A 15654-nucleotide genomic window follows, 5' to 3' on the forward strand; every position below is an offset into this window, starting at 1 on the left:
GACATTCAACGGCGGCGGCGGGCGAAGGCCGTGGACAGCAACCAGGCGGTCAGCAGGACGAACCACAACAGGCTCCATTCCGGCATGCTCAGGCCAAGCAGGCGCCAGTCCACCAGCGCGCATTCGCCCGAGCCGGTGAACACGCGGCGCAGCACGTCGCCCAGCGGGAAGGCCTCGAGCATGTAGTTCAGGTCCGGTCCGCAGGCCGGCACCTGGTCCGGCGGCAGGTGCTGCAACCAGACATGGCGGCCGGCGATGGCGATGCCGGCGACACCGGCCACCGCGCCCAGCACGCCATAGGTGGCCCGCGCGCCGCGCGATCGTGGCGCGTGCAATCCTGCGATCAGGAACACCAGGCCCAGCACCAGGAAGGCGCCGCGCTGGAACGTGCACAGCGGGCACGGCACCAGCCCACCGACGTACTGGGTGTACAGCGCGAAGGCGAGCAAGCCGGCGCAGACCACGAAGCCGGTGAGGAAACGCGCGCGCAGGGACCAGCGGAAAGGATTCATGCAGCTTCTGATGAGAGCGACGGACGCGGCGATTATCGCAATGCCGGCCCATCGACGTCACCCGCACCGGCGCCGCGCACTTGACCGCATCGCGTCGACGGTCATGCCGATGGCATGGACGGCCAGCCCCGGCGCCAACGAAAAACCCCGGCATCGGCCGGGGTTCTCGTGAGCCATGAAGCGCGAGCCGGATTACTCGGCAGCGACTTCCGGACGGTCGACCAGCTCGACATACGCCATCGGGGCGTTGTCGCCAGCGCGGAAGCCGCACTTCAGGATGCGCAGGTAACCACCCGGACGGCTCGCGTAACGCGGGCCCAGCGTGGTGAACAGGGTGCCGACGGCTTCCTTGTCGCGCAGGCGGGAGAACGCCAGACGACGGTTGGCAACGCCATCGACCTTGCCCAGAGTGATGAGCGGCTCGGCGACGCGACGCAGCTCCTTGGCCTTGGGCAGGGTGGTCTTGATCAGACCGTGCTTGATCAGCGAGGCGGCCATGTTGCGGAACATCGCTTCGCGGTGGGAGCTGGTGCGGCTGAACTTGCGGCCGGCTTTCTGGTGACGCATGAGTGTGATTCCTGGTGAAGGTTGGAACGATTGGATTTCGCTGTCGCCATCGTGGCGTTAACGCATGGACTGCGGTTGGTCCGGATCCGGCATCCCTGGCCGGACGTGCCGCGAACTTGGTTCGTCGGCTTTTGAACTGCAGATGCTTCTAACGTTGGTACATCAACTGCTTGGAGCCGCGGCTTTGCCGCGTTTGCATCCCCGGCCCGGCGCAGCGCGCCGGGCGTTCACCGACGCCAGCCGTTGCCTGATGGCAACGGCTGGGCGGCGTCGGTTCACCCCAGCATGCCGTGGGCGGAAACGCCGGCCGGCGGCCAGTTTTCCAGCTTCATGCCCAGGGACAGGCCGCGCTGAGCCAGCACTTCCTTGATCTCGGTCAGCGACTTCTTGCCCAGGTTCGGGGTCTTGAGCAGCTCCACTTCGGTCTTCTGGATCAGATCGCCGATGTAGTAGATGCTCTCGGCCTTCAGGCAGTTGGCCGAACGCACGGTCAGCTCCAGGTCGTCGATCGGGCGCAGCAGCACCGGATCCACGCCACCGGTCTGCTGCTTCGGCGCGCCGCGATCGCGGTGCGTGAAGTCGCCGAACACCGACAGCTGGTCGCTGAGGATGTCGGCCGCGGTGCGGACGGCTTCTTCGGCGTCGATGGTGCCGTTGGTCTCGATGTCGATGACCAGCTTGTCCAGGTCGGTGCGCTGCTCGACGCGGGCCGACTCGACGGCATAGGCCACGCGGCGGACCGGCGAGAACGAGGCGTCCAGCACCAGGCGACCGATCGCACGGCTCTCTTCATCCGGACGACGACGCGCAGCAGCCGGCTGGTAGCCGAAGCCACGCTCGATCTTCAGGCGCATGTTGATCGCCGTGTCCTTGGTCAGGTTGCAGACGACCAGGTCGGGGTTCAGCACTTCGACGTTGTGATCGGTGGTGATGTCACCGGCGGTGACCACGCCCGGACCCTGCTTGGACAGGCTCAGGGTGGCGGTGTCGCCCGTGTGGATGCGGATCGCCACATCCTTCAGGTTCAGCAGGACTTCCAGCACGTCCTCCTGCAGACCTTCGATGGTGCTGTACTCATGCAGCACGCCGTCGATCTCGACTTCGGTGATGGCGAAGCCGGGGATGGACGACAACAGCACGCGGCGCAGCGCATTGCCGAGGGTGTGGCCATAACCACGCTCCAGCGGCTCGATCACGACCTTGGCACGATTGCCGGTGAGGCGCTCGATCTGAGGACCGCGGGGGCGCAGCACTTGCTGAGTAATACCCGTCATGTTGCTTTGTCTCCTGCCATCCCCCGGGGTGACCGGGGGAGCGTGAATGAATTACTTCGAGTACAACTCGACGATCAGCGCTTCATTGATGTCCGCAGGCAGGTCCGAACGCTGCGGCACGGTCTTGAACACGCCGCTGAACTTCTTCGAGTCCACTTCGACCCACGACGGGCTCAGGTCCAGCTGCTCGGCCACGGTCAGGGACTCCTGCACTCGCAGCTGCTTCTGGGCCTTCTCCGACAGCTCGATCGCGTCGCCGGCCTTGACCTGGTAGGACGGCAGGTTCACCGACTTGCCGTTGACCAGCACGCCACGGTGCGACACCAGCTGGCGCGCGGCCGGACGGGTGACGGCGAAACCCATGCGGTAGACGACGTTGTCCAGACGGGTTTCCAGCAGCTGCAGCAGGTTCTCGCCGGTGTTGCCCTTCTTGGTCGAGGCCTTCTTGTAGTAATTGCGGAACTGACGCTCCAACAGGCCGTAGATACGCTTGACCTTCTGCTTCTCGCGCAGCTGGGTGGCGTAGTCGGACAGCTTGCCCTTGCGGGCGGCGCCGTGCTGGCCGGGCTTCTGCTCCAGCTTGCACTTGGAGTCCAGCGCACGGGCCGGGCTCTTGAGGGAAAGGTCGGCGCCTTCGCGGCGCGCGAGCTTACAGGTGGGACCGATATAACGAGCCATTTTCTTATCGCTCCTTTAGACGCGACGCTTCTTCGGCGGACGGCACCCGTTGTGCGGGATTGGCGTCACGTCGATGATGTTGGTGATCTTGTAGCCGACGTTGTTCAGCGAACGCACGGCGGACTCGCGACCCGGACCCGGGCCTTTGATGCGCACTTCGAGCGACTTCAGACCGTAGTCCAGCGCAGCGCGACCGGCCTTCTCGGCAGCCACCTGGGCAGCGAACGGCGTGGACTTGCGCGAACCACGGAAACCGGCGCCACCGGAGGTCGCCCAGGACAGTGCATTGCCCTGGCGGTCGGTGATGGTGACGATCGTGTTGTTGAACGACGCGTGGACGTGGGCGACGCCGTCGGTGACGACGCGCTTGATCTTCTTCTTGGGTGCCTTAGCAGCTGGCTTTGCCATGTTGTCCGCCCCTTACTTCTTGATGGCTTTGCGCGGACCCTTGCGGGTGCGTGCATTGGTGCGGGTGCGCTGGCCGCGCAGCGGCAGACCGCGGCGATGGCGCAGGCCGCGGTAGCAGCCCAGGTCCATCAGGCGCTTGATCGCCATGCCCACTTCGCGACGCAGGTCGCCTTCGACGATGTACTTGCCGATCTCGGCGCGCAGGCGCTCGACTTCCGGCTCGGACAGGTCACGGATTTTCGTGGTCGAAGTGACGCCTGCGGCTTCGCAGACCTTCTTGGACCGGGTACGGCCGATGCCGTAGATGCTTTGCAGCCCCACCCAGACATGCTTCTGGGCAGGCAGGTTGACACCTGCAATACGCGCCATGACGCGATTCTCCAACGATGAATGTATTGACCCCGGCACGACGCCCCACGACGGGTTGCGCGGCACGGACAGAAGGGAACTCGAAATTCTAGCAAGGTCTCGGGTTACATGGAAGCCCGACCCCGTCCCCTCGCGGGAACAGGTCAAGCCCGGCATGGGGAGTGTGCCCATGCTCCGGCGCCGGATCCGGCCTGGTCACCACCGGAACTGGCCGGTGACCGCCCGCGCTACTCTTGCGCAGGAACTGGCCCGAACACACTCGCGCGCGAGACCGCCGCACGAGCCGCCCAATTACTGTTCCTCAGCCGCGGGACAGACCGCCGCGGGAGGAACCCTTCAGATTGGCCTTCTTGAGAAGGCTTTCGTATTGGTGGGACATCAGGTGCGCCTGCACCTGGGCGATGAAGTCCATCACCACCACCACCACGATCAGCAGCGAGGTGCCGCCGAAGTAGAACGAGGTCCCCAGCTGGGTGCGCATGATCTCCGGCAGCAGGCAGACCGCCACCAGGTACAGCGAACCGGCGGCCGTCAGGCGGGTCAGCACGCCGTCGACGTAGTCGGCGGTGGCGCGACCCGGACGGATGCCCGGGATCAGCGCGCCGGACTTCTTCAGGTTCTCGGCAGTTTCCTGCGAGTTGAAGACCAGCGCGGTATAGAAGAAAGCAAAACCGATGATCATGGCCGCGAACACGATCATGTGCAGCGGCTCGCCCGGGGCCAGCGCATTGGCCACGCGCTGCAGCCAGGTGGCGCCGGCGGCCTGGCCGGACCACATCGACAGCGTGGCCGGGAAGGCCAGGATCGAGGAGGCGAAGATCGGCGGAATCACGCCTGCCATGTTCAGCTTGAGCGGCAGGAACGAGGTCTGGTTCATGTACGCGTTGCGGCCACCCTGGCGGCGTGCGTAGTTCACCGTGATCCGGCGCTGGCCGCGCTCGACGAACACCACCAGCAGGGTGAAGGCCGCGACCACCAGGGCGATCAGGATCATCGAGATGGCGCTGATGCTGCCGTCGCGGAACAGTTCGAAGGTATGCAGGACCGCGCCCGGCAGGCCGGCCACGATGCCCGAGAAGATGATCAGCGACACACCGTTGCCGATGCCGCGCTCGGTCACCTGCTCACCGACCCACATCAGGAAAATGGTGCCCGCCGTCAGCGCCACGATGGCGGTGATGACGAAGCCCAGGCCCGGCGCATAGACCACGGGCATGCCGCCCGGCGCGACCTGGTTCTGCAGCGCGGTGGCGATGCTGCCGCCCTGCACCACTGCCAGCAGCACCGCGCCCAGGCGCGAGTACTGGGTGATCTTGCGACGGCCGGACTCGCCCTCCTTCTGCAGCGCCTTGAGCGCCGGGAAGATGTGCACGCCCAGCTGGATCACGATCGATGCCGAGATGTACGGCATCACGTTCAGGGCGAAGATGCTGAAACGGTGCAGGGCGCCGCCCGAGAACATGTTGAACATGTCCACGATGCCGCCACCCTGCGCCTGCATCATCGCGATCATGGCGTCCGGGTTCACACCCGGAACGGGCACATAGCAGCCGATGCGGTAGACGATCAGCGCCCCCAGCACGAACAGCAGACGCTGCCGCAGCTCGGTGAACCTGCCCATGCCACCCGCCAACCCGCCAATGTTGCCCTGCGCCATCAACGATTACTCCTGCACGCTTCCGCCGGCAGCCTCGATGGCCGCCTTCGCGCCGGCCGTGGCCAGCACACCCTTCAGCACGAACTTCTTGCTCAGCTCGCCCTTCTTCACGATCTTCGCGCGCTTTGCGGTGCTGGGCACCAGCTTGGCGGCGCGCAGCGCGGCGAAGTCGATCTCGCCGGCTTCCAGACGGTCCAGCTGGTAGGACAGCACCTCGGCGGTGTCCTTCTTCAGCTTGGAGCGGAAACCGACCTTCGGCAGGCGCTTGATCAGCGGCATCTGGCCGCCTTCGAACTTCGCCTTGATCTTGCCCTTACCGGCGCGGGCGAAGGAACCCTTGTGGCCGCGGCCAGCGGTCTTGCCCAGGCCCGAACCGATACCGCGACCGACGCGCTTGCGCTCGGTGCGGGCGCCCTCTGCAGGCGACAAAGTGTTGAGACGCATGTGAATTACTCCTCGACCTGGACGAGGTAGTGAACCTTGGCGATCAGGCCGCGCACCTGCGGGCTGTCCTTGAGTTCACGCACATCGTTGAGCTTGTTCAGACCCAGCGCCTTCACCGACAGGCGGTGACGCGACTGGGAACCACGCAGGCCACGCACCAGGCGGACCTTGACCGTCTTGTCATTAGCCATGGTTCAATTCCTCCACCGACTTGCCGCGCTTGGCCGCGATGCGGGCCGGCGAGTGCATGCCGTTCAGGCCGGCCAGGGTGGCGCGGACCAGGTTGATCGGGTTGCGCGAGCCGACGGCCTTGGCCAGCACGTTCTTCACGCCCACCGCTTCCAGCACGGCGCGCATGGCACCGCCGGCGATGACGCCCGTACCTTCCGAGGCCGGCTGCATGAACACGCGGGCTGCGCCGTGGCCGGCCTTCACCGGGTGCCACAGGGTGCCGTTGTTGAGGTCGACGTTGGCCAGGTTCTTGCGAGCCTGCTCCATCGACTTCTGGATGGCCACCGGCACTTCGCGCGCCTTGCCATAGCCGAAACCCACGCGGCCGTTGCCGTCGCCCACCACCGTCAACGCGGTGAAGGTGAACTGGCGACCACCCTTGACGGTCTTGCTGACGCGGTTGACCGCGACCAGCTTCTCGATCATGCCGTCGTCGACTTTCTCTTCGCGGTTGCGATCACGATCGCGGCCGCGCGGTGCACGTTCTTCTGCCATTGTCTTCGTTCTCTGGTTTGGAAGGATTTGCGGCTTGGCCGCTTATCGTTGTGGGCTGATGCCGTGGACCGCCAGCGACGACAGAAGCGTCGTGGCGCCCGATGCAACCCGCATCGGCAGGTGGAACGGCCCGGGCGAGCCCGGGCGATCAATCAGAACTGCAGGCCGCCTTCGCGCGCGGCGTCGGCCAGCGCCTTGACGCGGCCGTGGTAACGATAGCCCGAGCGGTCGAAGGCGACCTTCTCGATGCCCGCCGCCTTGGCGCGCTCGGCGATCAGCTTGCCGACCTTGGTGGCCGCGTCGCTGTTCTTGCCGTTCTTCAGGCCTTCCTTCACGTCGGCCTGCAGGGTATTCGCCGCAGCGATCACCTTGGAACCGTCGGCCGTGAAGACCTGCGCATACAGGTGCTGACCGGTACGCAGCACGGTCAGGCGCGGCACGCCGAGGGTGCGGATGTGGGCGCGGGTCGACTTGGCGCGGCGCAGACGGGCGGTGTTCTTGATGCTCATGTTCTTGACCTCGTGGAAGCGGATCGACTTGGAGCGAGCAACGGGTGAAGCGAAACGGATGAAAGCAAAAACCAGCGTCTTTACTTGTTCCTCGTTCCTCTCCCCTCGTTTCTGCCTTAAGCCTTCTTGGCTTCCTTGCGAATGATGGTTTCGTCGGAGTACTTCACGCCCTTGCCCTTGTACGGCTCCGGCGGACGGAAGCCGCGGATCTTGGCGGCAACCTCACCGACGCGCTGCTTGTCCGCGCCCTGCACCAGGATTTCGGTCTGGGTCGGGGTGGCGAGCGTGATGCCTTCCGGCGCCTGGAACACCACCGGGTGCGAGAAGCCCAGCGACAGGCTGAGGTCCTTGCCCTGCATGGCGGCGCGGTAACCCACGCCCACCAGCTCCAGCTTGCGCTCGAACCCTTCGGACACGCCCTTGACCATGTTGGCCAGGATCGCGCGGATGGTGCCGGTGATGGCGTCGTGGTCCAGCGAGGACGGCGACAGGTTGATCGTGCCGTTGTCCACGGACACGTTCACGCCTTCGGGCTGGGTAAGCGACAGGGTGCCCTTGGGGCCCTTGACGGTCAGCGTACCGTTGGCGTTGTTCAGTTCAGTACCCTTCGGCAGGGCGATCGGCTTCTTGGCGACGCGGGACATGGTCTACTCCTTCCCTTAGGCCACGAAGCACAGGACTTCACCACCCACGCCGGCCTGACGGGCCTGCGCATCGGTCATGATGCCCTTCGACGTGGAGATGATGGCAACGCCCAGGCCGTTGAGGACCTTCGGCAGCTCGGTCTTGCCACGGTACTGGCGCAGACCCGAGCGCGAGACGCGCTTGAGCGACTCGATGACCGGCTTGCCCTCGAAATACTTGAGGACGATCTCGAGCTCAGCCTTGTTGTTCTCGGTCTTGGTGACGCGCGAGTCGGCGATGTAGCCCTCGGCCTTCAAGACGCCGGCGATGGCGACCTTGATCTTGGACGACGGCATCTTCACCGTCTGCTTGCCGACGGCGGCCGCATTCTTGATGCGGACCAGCATGTCGGCGATGGGATCAGTCATGCTCATGTGCGATTCCTATGAGTGCACCGATATCCGCTTTCGCGAAAATCTAAGTTGTCCTGGAGGGGCCAGGGCCCGTGCCCTGCCCGCCTGGAGGCGAGACAGAAGCGGGATTATACGACAAAGAGCCCGGTTTGCACCGGACTCCTTGATGACCACGCTAAAAAAACCGCGGGTCGGGTACGACGACTTACCAACTGGCCTTGCGCAGGCCCGGCACGTCGCCACGCATGGTGGCTTCGCGCAGCTTGTTGCGGCCCAGGCCGAACTTGCGGTACACGCCACGCGGGCGGCCCGACAGTTCGCAGCGGTTGCGCTGGCGGCTCGGCGAAGAATCGCGCGGCAGCTTGGCCAGCTTGGTCGCGGCGTCCATCTTTTCCTCGTAGGAGGAATCGGTGCCGGAGATGATCTTCTTCAGAGCAGCGCGCTTGTCGGCGTACTGCTTTGCAAGCTTGGCCCGCTTGATATCGCGGTTCACCATCGAGGTCTTTGCCATTTCGGTTTCCTGCGGATCAGTTGCGGAACGGGAACTTGAACGCTTCGAGCAGCGCCTTGGCTTCGGCGTCGGTCTTGGCGGTGGTGGTGATGGCGATGTCCATACCACGCACGGCGTCGACCTGGTCGAAGTCGATTTCCGGGAAGATGATCTGCTCCTTGACGCCCATGTTGTAGTTGCCACGGCCGTCGAAGGAACGGCCGGACACGCCACGGAAGTCGCGGACGCGCGGCAGCGAGATGCTGATCAGGCGGTCCAGGAACTCGAACATGTGGGCGCGACGCAGGGTGACCTTGCAGCCGATCGGCCAGCCGTCGCGGATCTTGAACGAAGCCACCGAGATCCGGGACTTGGTCGTGATCGGCTTCTGGCCGGAGATCTTGGCCAGGTCGGCCACGGCGTTTTCCAGGATCTTCTTGTTGGTCGCCGCCTCACCCACACCCATGTTGATGGTGATCTTGGTGATCTTCGGGACCTGCATCGGGTTGGTGTACCCGAACTTCTTGGTCAAGGCCGGGACGACCTCTTCCTTGTAGATTTTTTCCAGACGAGTGGTCATGACCTCATTCCTCAGGCGTCGAGCGCCTCACCGCTGGAGCGGAACACACGCAGTTTGCGTCCATCCTCCAGCACCTTGAAGCCAACGCGATCCGCCTTGCCCGTCGCCGAGTTGAAGACCGCCACGTTGGAGATATGGATCGAGGCTTCACGCTCGACCACGCCGCCGGCGATACCTGCCTGCGGGTTCGGCTTGGTGTGGCGCTTGACGATGTTGACGTTGGAGACGACCAGACGGTCACCATCCACGCGCACCACTTCGCCCTGCTTACCCTTGTCCTTGCCGGTGATGACGACCACCTGGTCGCCCTTCTTGATACGGTTAGCCATCTTGGTTTCCTCCGCTCACAGCACTTCGGGTGCGAGCGAGACGATCTTCATGAACTTCTCGGAGCGCAGCTCGCGGGTCACCGGTCCGAAGATACGGGTGCCGATCGGCTCCTGCTTGTTGTTGAGCAGGACGGCGGCGTTGCCGTCGAAGCGGATCAGCGAGCCGTCGGCGCGACGCACACCCTTGCGGGTACGCACCACGACGGCGTCGTAGACTTCGCCCTTCTTGACCTTGCCACGCGGAATGGCGTCCTTGACGGTGACCTTGATGATGTCACCGATGCCGGCATAACGGCGCTTGGAACCACCAAGCACCTTGATGCACATCAGTTCCTTGGCACCGGAGTTGTCGGCGGCGTCGAGATAGCTCTGCATCTGGATCATGATTCAGGCCTCCTCTTATTCGGCCGCGCGGGTGACAACTTCCACCACCCGCCAGTTCTTGGTCTTGGACATGGGCGCGATCTCCTGCACGCGGACGATATCGCCCTCGTTGCAGGTGTTCTCGGCGTCGTGGGCATGGAGCTTGGTCGAGCGCTTGATGTACTTGCCGTACAGGGCGTGCTTGACCTGACGTTCCACCAGCACGGTGACCGTCTTGTCCATCTTGTTGCTCACGACACGACCTTCGATCGTGCGCTGCGTTTTCTGTTCGTTATCACTCATGGCGGCAATCCTTACTTCGTGCTGCCGAGCAGGGTCTTGACGCGAGCGATCTCGCGGCGAACCCGGCGGGTTTCGTGGGTCTTCGGCAGCTGACCGGTCGCCTTCTGCATGCGCAGGGAAAACTGTTCCTTGCGCAGCTCGACCAGGTGGGACTTCAGTTCGTCAGCCGACTTCTCGCGGAGTTGCTTGAGTTCCATTAGCGCACCGTCCGGGTCACAAAGGTGGTGGTGACCGAGAGCTTGGCGGCGGCCAGGCGGAACGCCTCGCGTGCGGTGGCTTCGTCCACACCCTCGATTTCATAGATCATGCGGCCGGGCTGGATCTGGGCGACCCAGTACTCCACGTTGCCCTTACCGGAGCCCATGCGGACTTCGATCGGCTTCTTGGTGATCGGCTTGTCGGGGAACACACGGATCCACATCTTGCCGCCGCGCTTGACGTAGCGGCTGATGGAACGACGTGCGGCCTCGATCTGGCGCGCGGTCAGCTGGCCATGCGCGGTGGCCTTCAGGCCGTACTCGCCGAAACTGACGAGGTTCGCACTCCAGCTCAGGCCGGAGTTACGGCCCTTGTGCATCTTGCGGTATTTGGTTCGCTTGGGTTGCAACATTGCCGGTTACCTCGCGTCACGATCGCGGGACGGGCGCGACGGACGTTCGCTGCGCTCGGGGCGCGCGTCGTCCTGCTTCTCCTGACCCACCTGGCTGAAGTCGAACACTTCGCCCTTGTAGACCCACGTCTTGATGCCGATGATGCCGTACTGCGTCTTCGCCTCGGCGAAACCGTAGTCGATATCGGCGCGCAGGGTATGCAGCGGCACGCGGCCTTCGCGGTACCACTCCGAGCGGGCGATTTCCGCGCCATTCAGACGGCCGGCGACGTTCACCTTGATGCCCAGGGCACCCAGGCGGATCGCGTTGCCCACCGCACGCTTCATGGCGCGACGGAACATGATGCGGCGCTCGAGCTGCTGCGCGATGGACTCGGCCACCAGCTGCGCGTCCAGTTCGGGCTTGCGCACCTCGGTCACGTTGATGTGCGCCGGGACGCCCATCACCGCACTGACTTCCTTACGCAGCTTCTCGATGTCCTCACCACGCTTGCCGATCACCACGCCCGGACGGGCGGTGTGGATCGTCACGCGCGCGGTCTTGGCCGGACGCTCGATCAGGATCTTGCTGATGCCGGCCTGGGCCAGCTTCTTGCGCAGCAGCTCGCGGACCTTCAGGTCAGCGGCCAGGTACGAGGCGTACTCGCCCTTGCTGGCGTACCACTTGGAGTTCCAGTCCTTGGCGATGCCAAGACGGATACCGGTCGGATGTACTTTATGGCCCATAGTCTTATTTGCCCTTGCCTTCGCCCACCACCACGGTGATGTGGCTGGTGCGCTTGAGGATGCGCGTGCCGCGGCCCTTGGCGCGGGCCATGAAACGCTTCAGCATCGGGCCTTCGTCGACCATGATCGTCGTGACCTTCAGCTCGTCGACGTCGGCGCCCTGGTTGTTCTCGGCGTTCGCGATGGCCGATTCGACGACCTTCTTGATGAGGGCCGCAGCCTTCTTGTCCGAGAACTTCAGCAGGTTGACGGCGCGTTCGGCCGGCAGACCACGGACCTGGTCGGCGACCAGGCGGGCCTTCTGCGGAGAGATGCGCGCGGTGCGCAGGATTGCTTTCGCTTCCATTGTCATCGCCCCTTACTTCTTGCCGCCGGCTTTCTTGTCGCCACCGTGACCCTTGAAGGTCCGGGTGACGGCAAACTCGCCGAGCTTGTGGCCGACCATGTTCTCGTTGACCAGCACCGGAACGTGGTTCTTGCCGTTATGGATTGCAATGGTATGACCCACCATTTCCGGCAGGATCATGGAGCGACGCGACCAGGTCTTGATCGGGCGCTTGCTGCCGCCGGCGGCCTCCACCTTCTTGACGAGGTGGTGATCGACGAACGGGCCCTTCTTGAGTGAACGTGCCATGGTCGATTAGCCCCTACGATCGCGGACGATGAATTGCGTGGTGCGCTTGTTCTTGCGCGTCTTGTAACCCTTGGTCGGGACACCCCAGGGGGTGACCGGATGCGGATTACCCTGACCGGCCTTGGCCTCACCACCACCGTGCGGGTGATCCACCGGGTTCATGGCGGCACCGCGGACGGTCGGCCTGACGCCGCGCCAACGCTTGGCACCGGCCTTGCCCAGCTTCTCCAGGCTGTGCTCGTCGTTGCCGACTTCACCGATGGTGGCGCGGCATTCGATCGGCACCTTGCGCATTTCGCCCGAGCGCAGACGCAGCGTGGCGAAACCCTGCTCACGCGCGACCAGCTGGACGGCAGCGCCGGCGGCGCGGGCGATCTGGGCGCCCTTGCCCGGCTTCAGCTCGACGCAATGCACCGTCGTACCGACCGGGATGTTGCGCAGCGGCAGCGAGCTGCCGACCCGGATCGGGGCGTCGGTGCCGGCGATCACCTGATCGCCCGCCTTCAGACCCTTCGGGGCGATGATGTAGCGGCGCTCGCCGTCGACATAGCACAGCAGGGCGATATGCGCGGTGCGGTTGGGATCGTATTCGATCCGCTCGACCTTGGCCGCGATACCTTCCTTGTCGCGCTTGAAGTCGATCAGGCGGTAGTGCTGCTTGTGGCCACCACCGATATGACGGGTGGTGATGCGGCCGTGGTGGTTGCGACCACCGGTCTTGCCCTGCTTCTCCAGCAGCGGGGCGTGCGGAGCACCCTTGTGCAGGTCAGGGGTCACCACGCGAACTGCCGAACGGCGGCCAGCGGAGGTGGGCTTGAATTTCATCAATGGCATGTGGGTCTACCTCAGGCCTTGGCCGACACGTCGATGGCCTGGCCATCGGCCAGACGCACGTACGCCTTGCGCCAGTCGCCACGACGACCATTGCGGTTACGGAAGGACTTGTTCTTGCCCTTGACGTTGACCACGTTGACCGCCTCGACCTTGACGTCGAACAGCTGCTCGACCGCAGCCTTCACATCGGCCTTGGTGGCATCGTTCGAGACTTCGAAGACGTATTGATTGGAAACTTCCTGCAGGCGCGCGGTCTTCTCGGAGACGCGCGGCGCACGCAGAACGCTGAAGATTTTCTCGTTGCTGCTCATGCCAGCCATTCCTCGATCTTCTTGACCGCGTCGGCGGTGATGACGACGGTGTCGGCACCGACCAGCGAGGCCGGGTCCAGACCCTGGACGTCACGCACTTCGACGTACGGCAGGTTGCGGGCCGACAGGTACAGGTGCTCGGAGGCCTCTTCGGTCACGATCAGCGGACGCTTGCCGGTCTCCAGGCCCTTCAGCTTGGAGATGAGCGACTTGGTGCTGGTAGCATCCAGGTCGAACGCCTCGACCACGGTCAGGCGACCCTGGCGGTTCAGCTCGGACAGGATGGCCTGCATCGCGGCGCGGTACATCTTGCGGTTGACCTTCTGCGCGAAGCTGCGCGGCTTGGCCGCGAAGGTCACGCCGCCACCGACGAAGATCGGAGCGGTCAGGGCGCCGTGACGTGCACCGCCACCCTTCTGCTTCTTGGACTTCTTGGTGGTGCCGTTGACTTCCGCGCGGGTCTTCTGGGCCTTGGTGCCCGAGCGACCGGCGTTGCGGTAAGCCACGACGACCTGGTGGATCAGGTCTTCATTGAATTCGCGACCAAACACTTCGTCGGAGACCGACAACTTGTTGGCGCTGCCGTTAATGGCGAGTTCCATCATCGTTCTCCTTAGCCCTTGCTCGCCGGACGCACGATCACGTCGCCACCCGGGGCACCCGGCACGGCACCGCGAACGGCGATCAGGCCGCGCTCGGCGTCCACGCGGACGACTTCCAGGTTCTGCGTGCTCTGCTGCACGGCGCCCATGTGACCGGACATCTTCTTGCCCGGGAACACGCGGCCCGGCGTCTGGCGCTGACCCAGCGAACCAGGCGAGCGGTGCGACAGCGAGTTACCGTGGGTGGCGTCACCCATGGTGAAGTTCCAGCGCTTGATCGTGCCCTGGAAGCCCTTGCCCTTGGTCACGCCCTGGACGTCGACCTTCTGGCCCACCTCGAAGATGTCGGCCTTGATCTCGCCGCCGATGGCGTAGTCACCGATCTTGTCGGCTTCCACGCGCAGCTCCCACAGGCCACGACCGGCTTCGACCTTGGCCTTGGCCAGGTGACCGGCGACCGGCTTGGTGATCAGCGAGGCGCGACGGGTGCCCACGGCGACCTGCACGGCGGTGTAGCCGTCGGCTTCGGTGGTCTTGATCTGGGTGATACGGTTCGGGGTCGCTTCGATCAGCGTCACCGGAATGGACTTGCCGTCCTCGGTGAAAACCCGGGTCATGCCAGCCTTGCGGCCGACGATGCCCAACGAATATTTCTTCGCAGTCATGGTCGGTGCCTTTAGGTCAGCTTGATCTGGACGTCAACGCCAGCCGCCAGCTCGAGCTTCATCAGCGCGTCAACGGTCTTGTCGTTGGGGTCGACGATATCCAGCACGCGCTTGTGGGTGCGGGTCTCGTACTGGTCGCGCGCGTCCTTGTCGGCGTGCGGCGAAACGAGAATGGTGTAGCGCTCGATCTTGGTCGGCAGCGGGATCGGGCCGCGCACTTGCGCGCCTGTCCGCTTGGCCGTTTCAACGATCTCGCTGGCCGAGCGGTCGATCAGGCGATGATCGTAAGCTTTCAGCCGGATACGGATCTTTTGGTCCGCCATGACGGGTTTCCTTCGTTAAAGAGCGACGGGCGCGGCCTCTGGGATGCCTTGCCCCGATTAATTCCAGTGCACTGTGGACTCCCCTGCCCCGGCAAGACCTCACCGGAACAGGCCCGCAGGCCCTGGGGTTCTTCCTGAAAAACGAGGCAGGCCGGTAAGCCGGCCTGCCAAGACGGAAAAGTATAGAACGCGTTACGGCGTCCGTCAACAACCGGACGCCACAATCCGCAGGCATCTGCCTGCGGTCGGTTCACACGCGACTTTCCTGTCTGGCGAACACGAGGCGCTTCCTGCACCTCTTTTCGCGGTTGGCCGGTCAACCTCCCAGGGGGGACCGGCAGATACAGCATCAGGCCCCGGCCGAAACCGGGGCCTTCTGATCTTACTTGATGATCTTGGCGACGACGCCGGCGCCGACGGTGCGGCCGCCTTCGCGGATCGCGAAGCGCAGGCCTTCGTCCATCGCCACCGGGTTGATCAGCGTGACCACCATCTTCACGTTGTCGCCCGGCATCACCATCTCGGTGCCTTCCGGCAGCTCGATCGCACCGGTGATGTCGGTGGTGCGGAAGTAGAACTGCGGACGGTAGCCCTTGAAGAACGGGGTGTGACGGCCACCCTCGTCCTTGGACAGCACATAGACTTCGGCTTCGAAATCGGTGTGCGGCTTGATCGAACCCGGCTTGGCCAGCACCTGGCCACG

At 64.4% G+C, this 15654-nt stretch carries 29 protein-coding genes; all 29 read right to left on the reverse strand.

Annotation, left to right across the window (positions count from 1 at the left end):
- Positions 1 to 5: 5 nt before the first annotated feature.
- Positions 6 to 512, reverse strand: a complete 507-nt coding sequence (locus EPA99_RS11875; RefSeq protein ID WP_129471432.1) for a disulfide bond formation protein B — start codon at positions 510 to 512, stop codon at positions 6 to 8.
- 192 nt (positions 513 to 704) lie between these two features.
- On the reverse strand, positions 705 to 1079 hold the full coding sequence (gene rplQ, locus EPA99_RS11880; protein ID WP_129471433.1) for a 50S ribosomal protein L17: 375 nt from the start codon (positions 1077 to 1079) through the stop codon (positions 705 to 707).
- A 275-nt stretch (positions 1080 to 1354) separates the two neighbouring features.
- Positions 1355 to 2353: a DNA-directed RNA polymerase subunit alpha gene (locus EPA99_RS11885; RefSeq protein ID WP_129471434.1), complete on the reverse strand. Its 999-nt coding sequence runs from the start codon at positions 2351 to 2353 to the stop codon at positions 1355 to 1357.
- 51 nt (positions 2354 to 2404) lie between these two features.
- Positions 2405 to 3031 carry a 30S ribosomal protein S4 gene (rpsD, locus tag EPA99_RS11890; protein ID WP_129471435.1) on the reverse strand — a complete coding sequence of 209 codons (627 nt, stop codon included), beginning with the start codon at positions 3029 to 3031 and terminating at the stop codon, positions 2405 to 2407.
- A gap of 15 nt (positions 3032 to 3046) precedes the next feature.
- The gene (gene rpsK, locus EPA99_RS11895) at positions 3047 to 3439 is read right to left on the reverse strand and encodes a 30S ribosomal protein S11 (protein ID WP_014161360.1); all 393 of its coding nucleotides are present in this window, start codon (positions 3437 to 3439) and stop codon (positions 3047 to 3049) included.
- A gap of 12 nt (positions 3440 to 3451) precedes the next feature.
- The gene (gene rpsM / locus EPA99_RS11900; RefSeq protein ID WP_129471436.1) at positions 3452 to 3808 is read right to left on the reverse strand and encodes a 30S ribosomal protein S13; all 357 of its coding nucleotides are present in this window, start codon (positions 3806 to 3808) and stop codon (positions 3452 to 3454) included.
- Positions 3809 to 4109: 301 nt separating this feature from the next.
- Entirely contained in the window at positions 4110 to 5465 is a 1356-nt protein-coding gene (gene secY / locus EPA99_RS11905) for a preprotein translocase subunit SecY (RefSeq protein ID WP_129471437.1), read from the reverse strand.
- Between the two features lie 6 nt (positions 5466 to 5471).
- On the reverse strand, positions 5472 to 5915 hold the full coding sequence (gene rplO / locus EPA99_RS11910; protein WP_164978645.1) for a 50S ribosomal protein L15: 444 nt from the start codon (positions 5913 to 5915) through the stop codon (positions 5472 to 5474).
- Positions 5915 to 6100, reverse strand: a complete 186-nt coding sequence (rpmD, locus tag EPA99_RS11915) for a 50S ribosomal protein L30 (RefSeq protein ID WP_129471439.1) — start codon at positions 6098 to 6100, stop codon at positions 5915 to 5917. The genes rplO and rpmD overlap by 1 nt, the downstream gene beginning before the upstream one ends.
- On the reverse strand, positions 6093 to 6635 hold the full coding sequence (rpsE, locus tag EPA99_RS11920; RefSeq protein WP_129471440.1) for a 30S ribosomal protein S5: 543 nt from the start codon (positions 6633 to 6635) through the stop codon (positions 6093 to 6095). Before rpsE ends, rpmD begins: the two co-directional genes overlap by 8 nt.
- Positions 6636 to 6787: 152 nt before the next feature.
- Positions 6788 to 7144 (reverse strand): 50S ribosomal protein L18, encoded by a 357-nt coding sequence (rplR, locus tag EPA99_RS11925; RefSeq protein ID WP_129471441.1) that lies wholly within the window; start codon positions 7142 to 7144, stop codon positions 6788 to 6790.
- Positions 7145 to 7260: 116 nt separating this feature from the next.
- Positions 7261 to 7788 (reverse strand): 50S ribosomal protein L6, encoded by a 528-nt coding sequence (gene rplF / locus EPA99_RS11930; protein WP_129471442.1) that lies wholly within the window; start codon positions 7786 to 7788, stop codon positions 7261 to 7263.
- A 15-nt stretch (positions 7789 to 7803) separates the two neighbouring features.
- On the reverse strand, positions 7804 to 8202 hold the full coding sequence (gene rpsH, locus EPA99_RS11935; protein WP_129471443.1) for a 30S ribosomal protein S8: 399 nt from the start codon (positions 8200 to 8202) through the stop codon (positions 7804 to 7806).
- A gap of 184 nt (positions 8203 to 8386) precedes the next feature.
- Positions 8387 to 8692: a 30S ribosomal protein S14 gene (gene rpsN, locus EPA99_RS11940; RefSeq protein ID WP_129471444.1), complete on the reverse strand. Its 306-nt coding sequence runs from the start codon at positions 8690 to 8692 to the stop codon at positions 8387 to 8389.
- Positions 8693 to 8708: 16 nt separating this feature from the next.
- Positions 8709 to 9251, reverse strand: a complete 543-nt coding sequence (gene rplE, locus EPA99_RS11945; RefSeq protein ID WP_129471445.1) for a 50S ribosomal protein L5 — start codon at positions 9249 to 9251, stop codon at positions 8709 to 8711.
- A gap of 11 nt (positions 9252 to 9262) precedes the next feature.
- Positions 9263 to 9580, reverse strand: coding sequence for a 50S ribosomal protein L24 (rplX, locus tag EPA99_RS11950; RefSeq protein ID WP_129471446.1), 318 nt, complete (start codon positions 9578 to 9580; stop codon positions 9263 to 9265).
- A gap of 15 nt (positions 9581 to 9595) precedes the next feature.
- Positions 9596 to 9964, reverse strand: a complete 369-nt coding sequence (gene rplN, locus EPA99_RS11955) for a 50S ribosomal protein L14 (RefSeq protein ID WP_014161372.1) — start codon at positions 9962 to 9964, stop codon at positions 9596 to 9598.
- A 15-nt stretch (positions 9965 to 9979) separates the two neighbouring features.
- Positions 9980 to 10246: a 30S ribosomal protein S17 gene (rpsQ, locus tag EPA99_RS11960; protein ID WP_129471447.1), complete on the reverse strand. Its 267-nt coding sequence runs from the start codon at positions 10244 to 10246 to the stop codon at positions 9980 to 9982.
- 11 nt (positions 10247 to 10257) lie between these two features.
- Positions 10258 to 10443, reverse strand: coding sequence for a 50S ribosomal protein L29 (rpmC, locus tag EPA99_RS11965; RefSeq protein ID WP_129471448.1), 186 nt, complete (start codon positions 10441 to 10443; stop codon positions 10258 to 10260).
- Entirely contained in the window at positions 10443 to 10856 is a 414-nt protein-coding gene (gene rplP, locus EPA99_RS11970) for a 50S ribosomal protein L16 (protein WP_129471449.1), read from the reverse strand. The genes rpmC and rplP overlap by 1 nt, the downstream gene beginning before the upstream one ends.
- A 6-nt stretch (positions 10857 to 10862) precedes the next feature.
- Positions 10863 to 11582 (reverse strand): 30S ribosomal protein S3, encoded by a 720-nt coding sequence (gene rpsC, locus EPA99_RS11975; RefSeq protein WP_129471450.1) that lies wholly within the window; start codon positions 11580 to 11582, stop codon positions 10863 to 10865.
- 4 nt (positions 11583 to 11586) lie between these two features.
- Positions 11587 to 11928 carry a 50S ribosomal protein L22 gene (gene rplV, locus EPA99_RS11980; protein WP_129471451.1) on the reverse strand — a complete coding sequence of 114 codons (342 nt, stop codon included), beginning with the start codon at positions 11926 to 11928 and terminating at the stop codon, positions 11587 to 11589.
- A 12-nt stretch (positions 11929 to 11940) separates the two neighbouring features.
- Positions 11941 to 12216 (reverse strand): 30S ribosomal protein S19, encoded by a 276-nt coding sequence (rpsS, locus tag EPA99_RS11985; protein ID WP_129471452.1) that lies wholly within the window; start codon positions 12214 to 12216, stop codon positions 11941 to 11943.
- A gap of 6 nt (positions 12217 to 12222) precedes the next feature.
- Positions 12223 to 13050, reverse strand: a complete 828-nt coding sequence (gene rplB / locus EPA99_RS11990) for a 50S ribosomal protein L2 (protein ID WP_129471453.1) — start codon at positions 13048 to 13050, stop codon at positions 12223 to 12225.
- Positions 13051 to 13061: 11 nt separating this feature from the next.
- On the reverse strand, positions 13062 to 13361 hold the full coding sequence (gene rplW / locus EPA99_RS11995; protein WP_129471454.1) for a 50S ribosomal protein L23: 300 nt from the start codon (positions 13359 to 13361) through the stop codon (positions 13062 to 13064).
- Positions 13358 to 13963: a 50S ribosomal protein L4 gene (gene rplD / locus EPA99_RS12000; protein ID WP_129471455.1), complete on the reverse strand. Its 606-nt coding sequence runs from the start codon at positions 13961 to 13963 to the stop codon at positions 13358 to 13360. Before rplD ends, rplW begins: the two co-directional genes overlap by 4 nt.
- An 11-nt stretch (positions 13964 to 13974) precedes the next feature.
- The gene (gene rplC, locus EPA99_RS12005; RefSeq protein WP_129471456.1) at positions 13975 to 14628 is read right to left on the reverse strand and encodes a 50S ribosomal protein L3; all 654 of its coding nucleotides are present in this window, start codon (positions 14626 to 14628) and stop codon (positions 13975 to 13977) included.
- A gap of 11 nt (positions 14629 to 14639) precedes the next feature.
- Positions 14640 to 14951, reverse strand: a complete 312-nt coding sequence (gene rpsJ, locus EPA99_RS12010) for a 30S ribosomal protein S10 (protein WP_014161383.1) — start codon at positions 14949 to 14951, stop codon at positions 14640 to 14642.
- Positions 14952 to 15333: 382 nt separating this feature from the next.
- On the reverse strand, positions 15334 to 15654 hold a 321-nt coding region (locus EPA99_RS12015), incomplete at its 5' end, for an EF-Tu C-terminal domain-related protein (RefSeq protein WP_484573119.1).

It is taken from the genome of Pseudoxanthomonas composti, assembly GCF_004122095.1.
Lineage (GTDB): Bacteria > Pseudomonadota > Gammaproteobacteria > Xanthomonadales > Xanthomonadaceae > Pseudoxanthomonas_A > Pseudoxanthomonas_A composti.

Bases quoted from the DNA above. Each gene is read 5' to 3' on its own strand.
- rplD (WP_129471455.1), bottom strand. From the start codon at position 13,963: ATGGAACTCGCCATTAACGGCAGCGCCAACAAGTTGTCGGTCTCCGAC.
- rplV (WP_129471451.1), bottom strand. From the start codon at position 11,928: ATGGAAGCGAAAGCAATCCTGCGCACCGCGCGCATCTCTCCGCAGAAG.
- rpsC (WP_129471450.1), bottom strand. From the start codon at position 11,582: ATGGGCCATAAAGTACATCCGACCGGTATCCGTCTTGGCATCGCCAAG.
- rplR (WP_129471441.1), bottom strand. From the start codon at position 7,144: ATGAGCATCAAGAACACCGCCCGTCTGCGCCGCGCCAAGTCGACCCGC.
- rpmD (WP_129471439.1), bottom strand. From the start codon at position 6,100: ATGGCTAATGACAAGACGGTCAAGGTCCGCCTGGTGCGTGGCCTGCGT.
- rplC (WP_129471456.1), bottom strand. From the start codon at position 14,628: ATGACTGCGAAGAAATATTCGTTGGGCATCGTCGGCCGCAAGGCTGGC.
- rpsK (WP_014161360.1), bottom strand. From the start codon at position 3,439: ATGGCAAAGCCAGCTGCTAAGGCACCCAAGAAGAAGATCAAGCGCGTC.
- rplE (WP_129471445.1), bottom strand. From the start codon at position 9,251: ATGACCACTCGTCTGGAAAAAATCTACAAGGAAGAGGTCGTCCCGGCC.
- rplQ (WP_129471433.1), bottom strand. From the start codon at position 1,079: ATGCGTCACCAGAAAGCCGGCCGCAAGTTCAGCCGCACCAGCTCCCAC.
- rpsN (WP_129471444.1), bottom strand. From the start codon at position 8,692: ATGGCAAAGACCTCGATGGTGAACCGCGATATCAAGCGGGCCAAGCTT.
- rpsD (WP_129471435.1), bottom strand. From the start codon at position 3,031: ATGGCTCGTTATATCGGTCCCACCTGTAAGCTCGCGCGCCGCGAAGGC.
- rpsJ (WP_014161383.1), bottom strand. From the start codon at position 14,951: ATGGCGGACCAAAAGATCCGTATCCGGCTGAAAGCTTACGATCATCGC.
- rplB (WP_129471453.1), bottom strand. From the start codon at position 13,050: ATGCCATTGATGAAATTCAAGCCCACCTCCGCTGGCCGCCGTTCGGCA.
- rplP (WP_129471449.1), bottom strand. From the start codon at position 10,856: ATGTTGCAACCCAAGCGAACCAAATACCGCAAGATGCACAAGGGCCGT.
- EPA99_RS11885 (WP_129471434.1), bottom strand. From the start codon at position 2,353: ATGACGGGTATTACTCAGCAAGTGCTGCGCCCCCGCGGTCCTCAGATC.
- rpsQ (WP_129471447.1), bottom strand. From the start codon at position 10,246: ATGAGTGATAACGAACAGAAAACGCAGCGCACGATCGAAGGTCGTGTC.
- rpmC (WP_129471448.1), bottom strand. From the start codon at position 10,443: ATGGAACTCAAGCAACTCCGCGAGAAGTCGGCTGACGAACTGAAGTCC.
- rpsH (WP_129471443.1), bottom strand. From the start codon at position 8,202: ATGAGCATGACTGATCCCATCGCCGACATGCTGGTCCGCATCAAGAAT.
- rpsS (WP_129471452.1), bottom strand. From the start codon at position 12,216: ATGGCACGTTCACTCAAGAAGGGCCCGTTCGTCGATCACCACCTCGTC.
- rplF (WP_129471442.1), bottom strand. From the start codon at position 7,788: ATGTCCCGCGTCGCCAAGAAGCCGATCGCCCTGCCGAAGGGTACTGAA.
- rplX (WP_129471446.1), bottom strand. From the start codon at position 9,580: ATGGCTAACCGTATCAAGAAGGGCGACCAGGTGGTCGTCATCACCGGC.
- rplW (WP_129471454.1), bottom strand. From the start codon at position 13,361: ATGAGCAGCAACGAGAAAATCTTCAGCGTTCTGCGTGCGCCGCGCGTC.
- rpsM (WP_129471436.1), bottom strand. From the start codon at position 3,808: ATGGCGCGTATTGCAGGTGTCAACCTGCCTGCCCAGAAGCATGTCTGG.
- secY (WP_129471437.1), bottom strand. From the start codon at position 5,465: ATGGCGCAGGGCAACATTGGCGGGTTGGCGGGTGGCATGGGCAGGTTC.
- rplN (WP_014161372.1), bottom strand. From the start codon at position 9,964: ATGATCCAGATGCAGAGCTATCTCGACGCCGCCGACAACTCCGGTGCC.
- EPA99_RS11875 (WP_129471432.1), bottom strand. From the start codon at position 512: ATGAATCCTTTCCGCTGGTCCCTGCGCGCGCGTTTCCTCACCGGCTTC.
- rpsE (WP_129471440.1), bottom strand. From the start codon at position 6,635: ATGGCAGAAGAACGTGCACCGCGCGGCCGCGATCGTGATCGCAACCGC.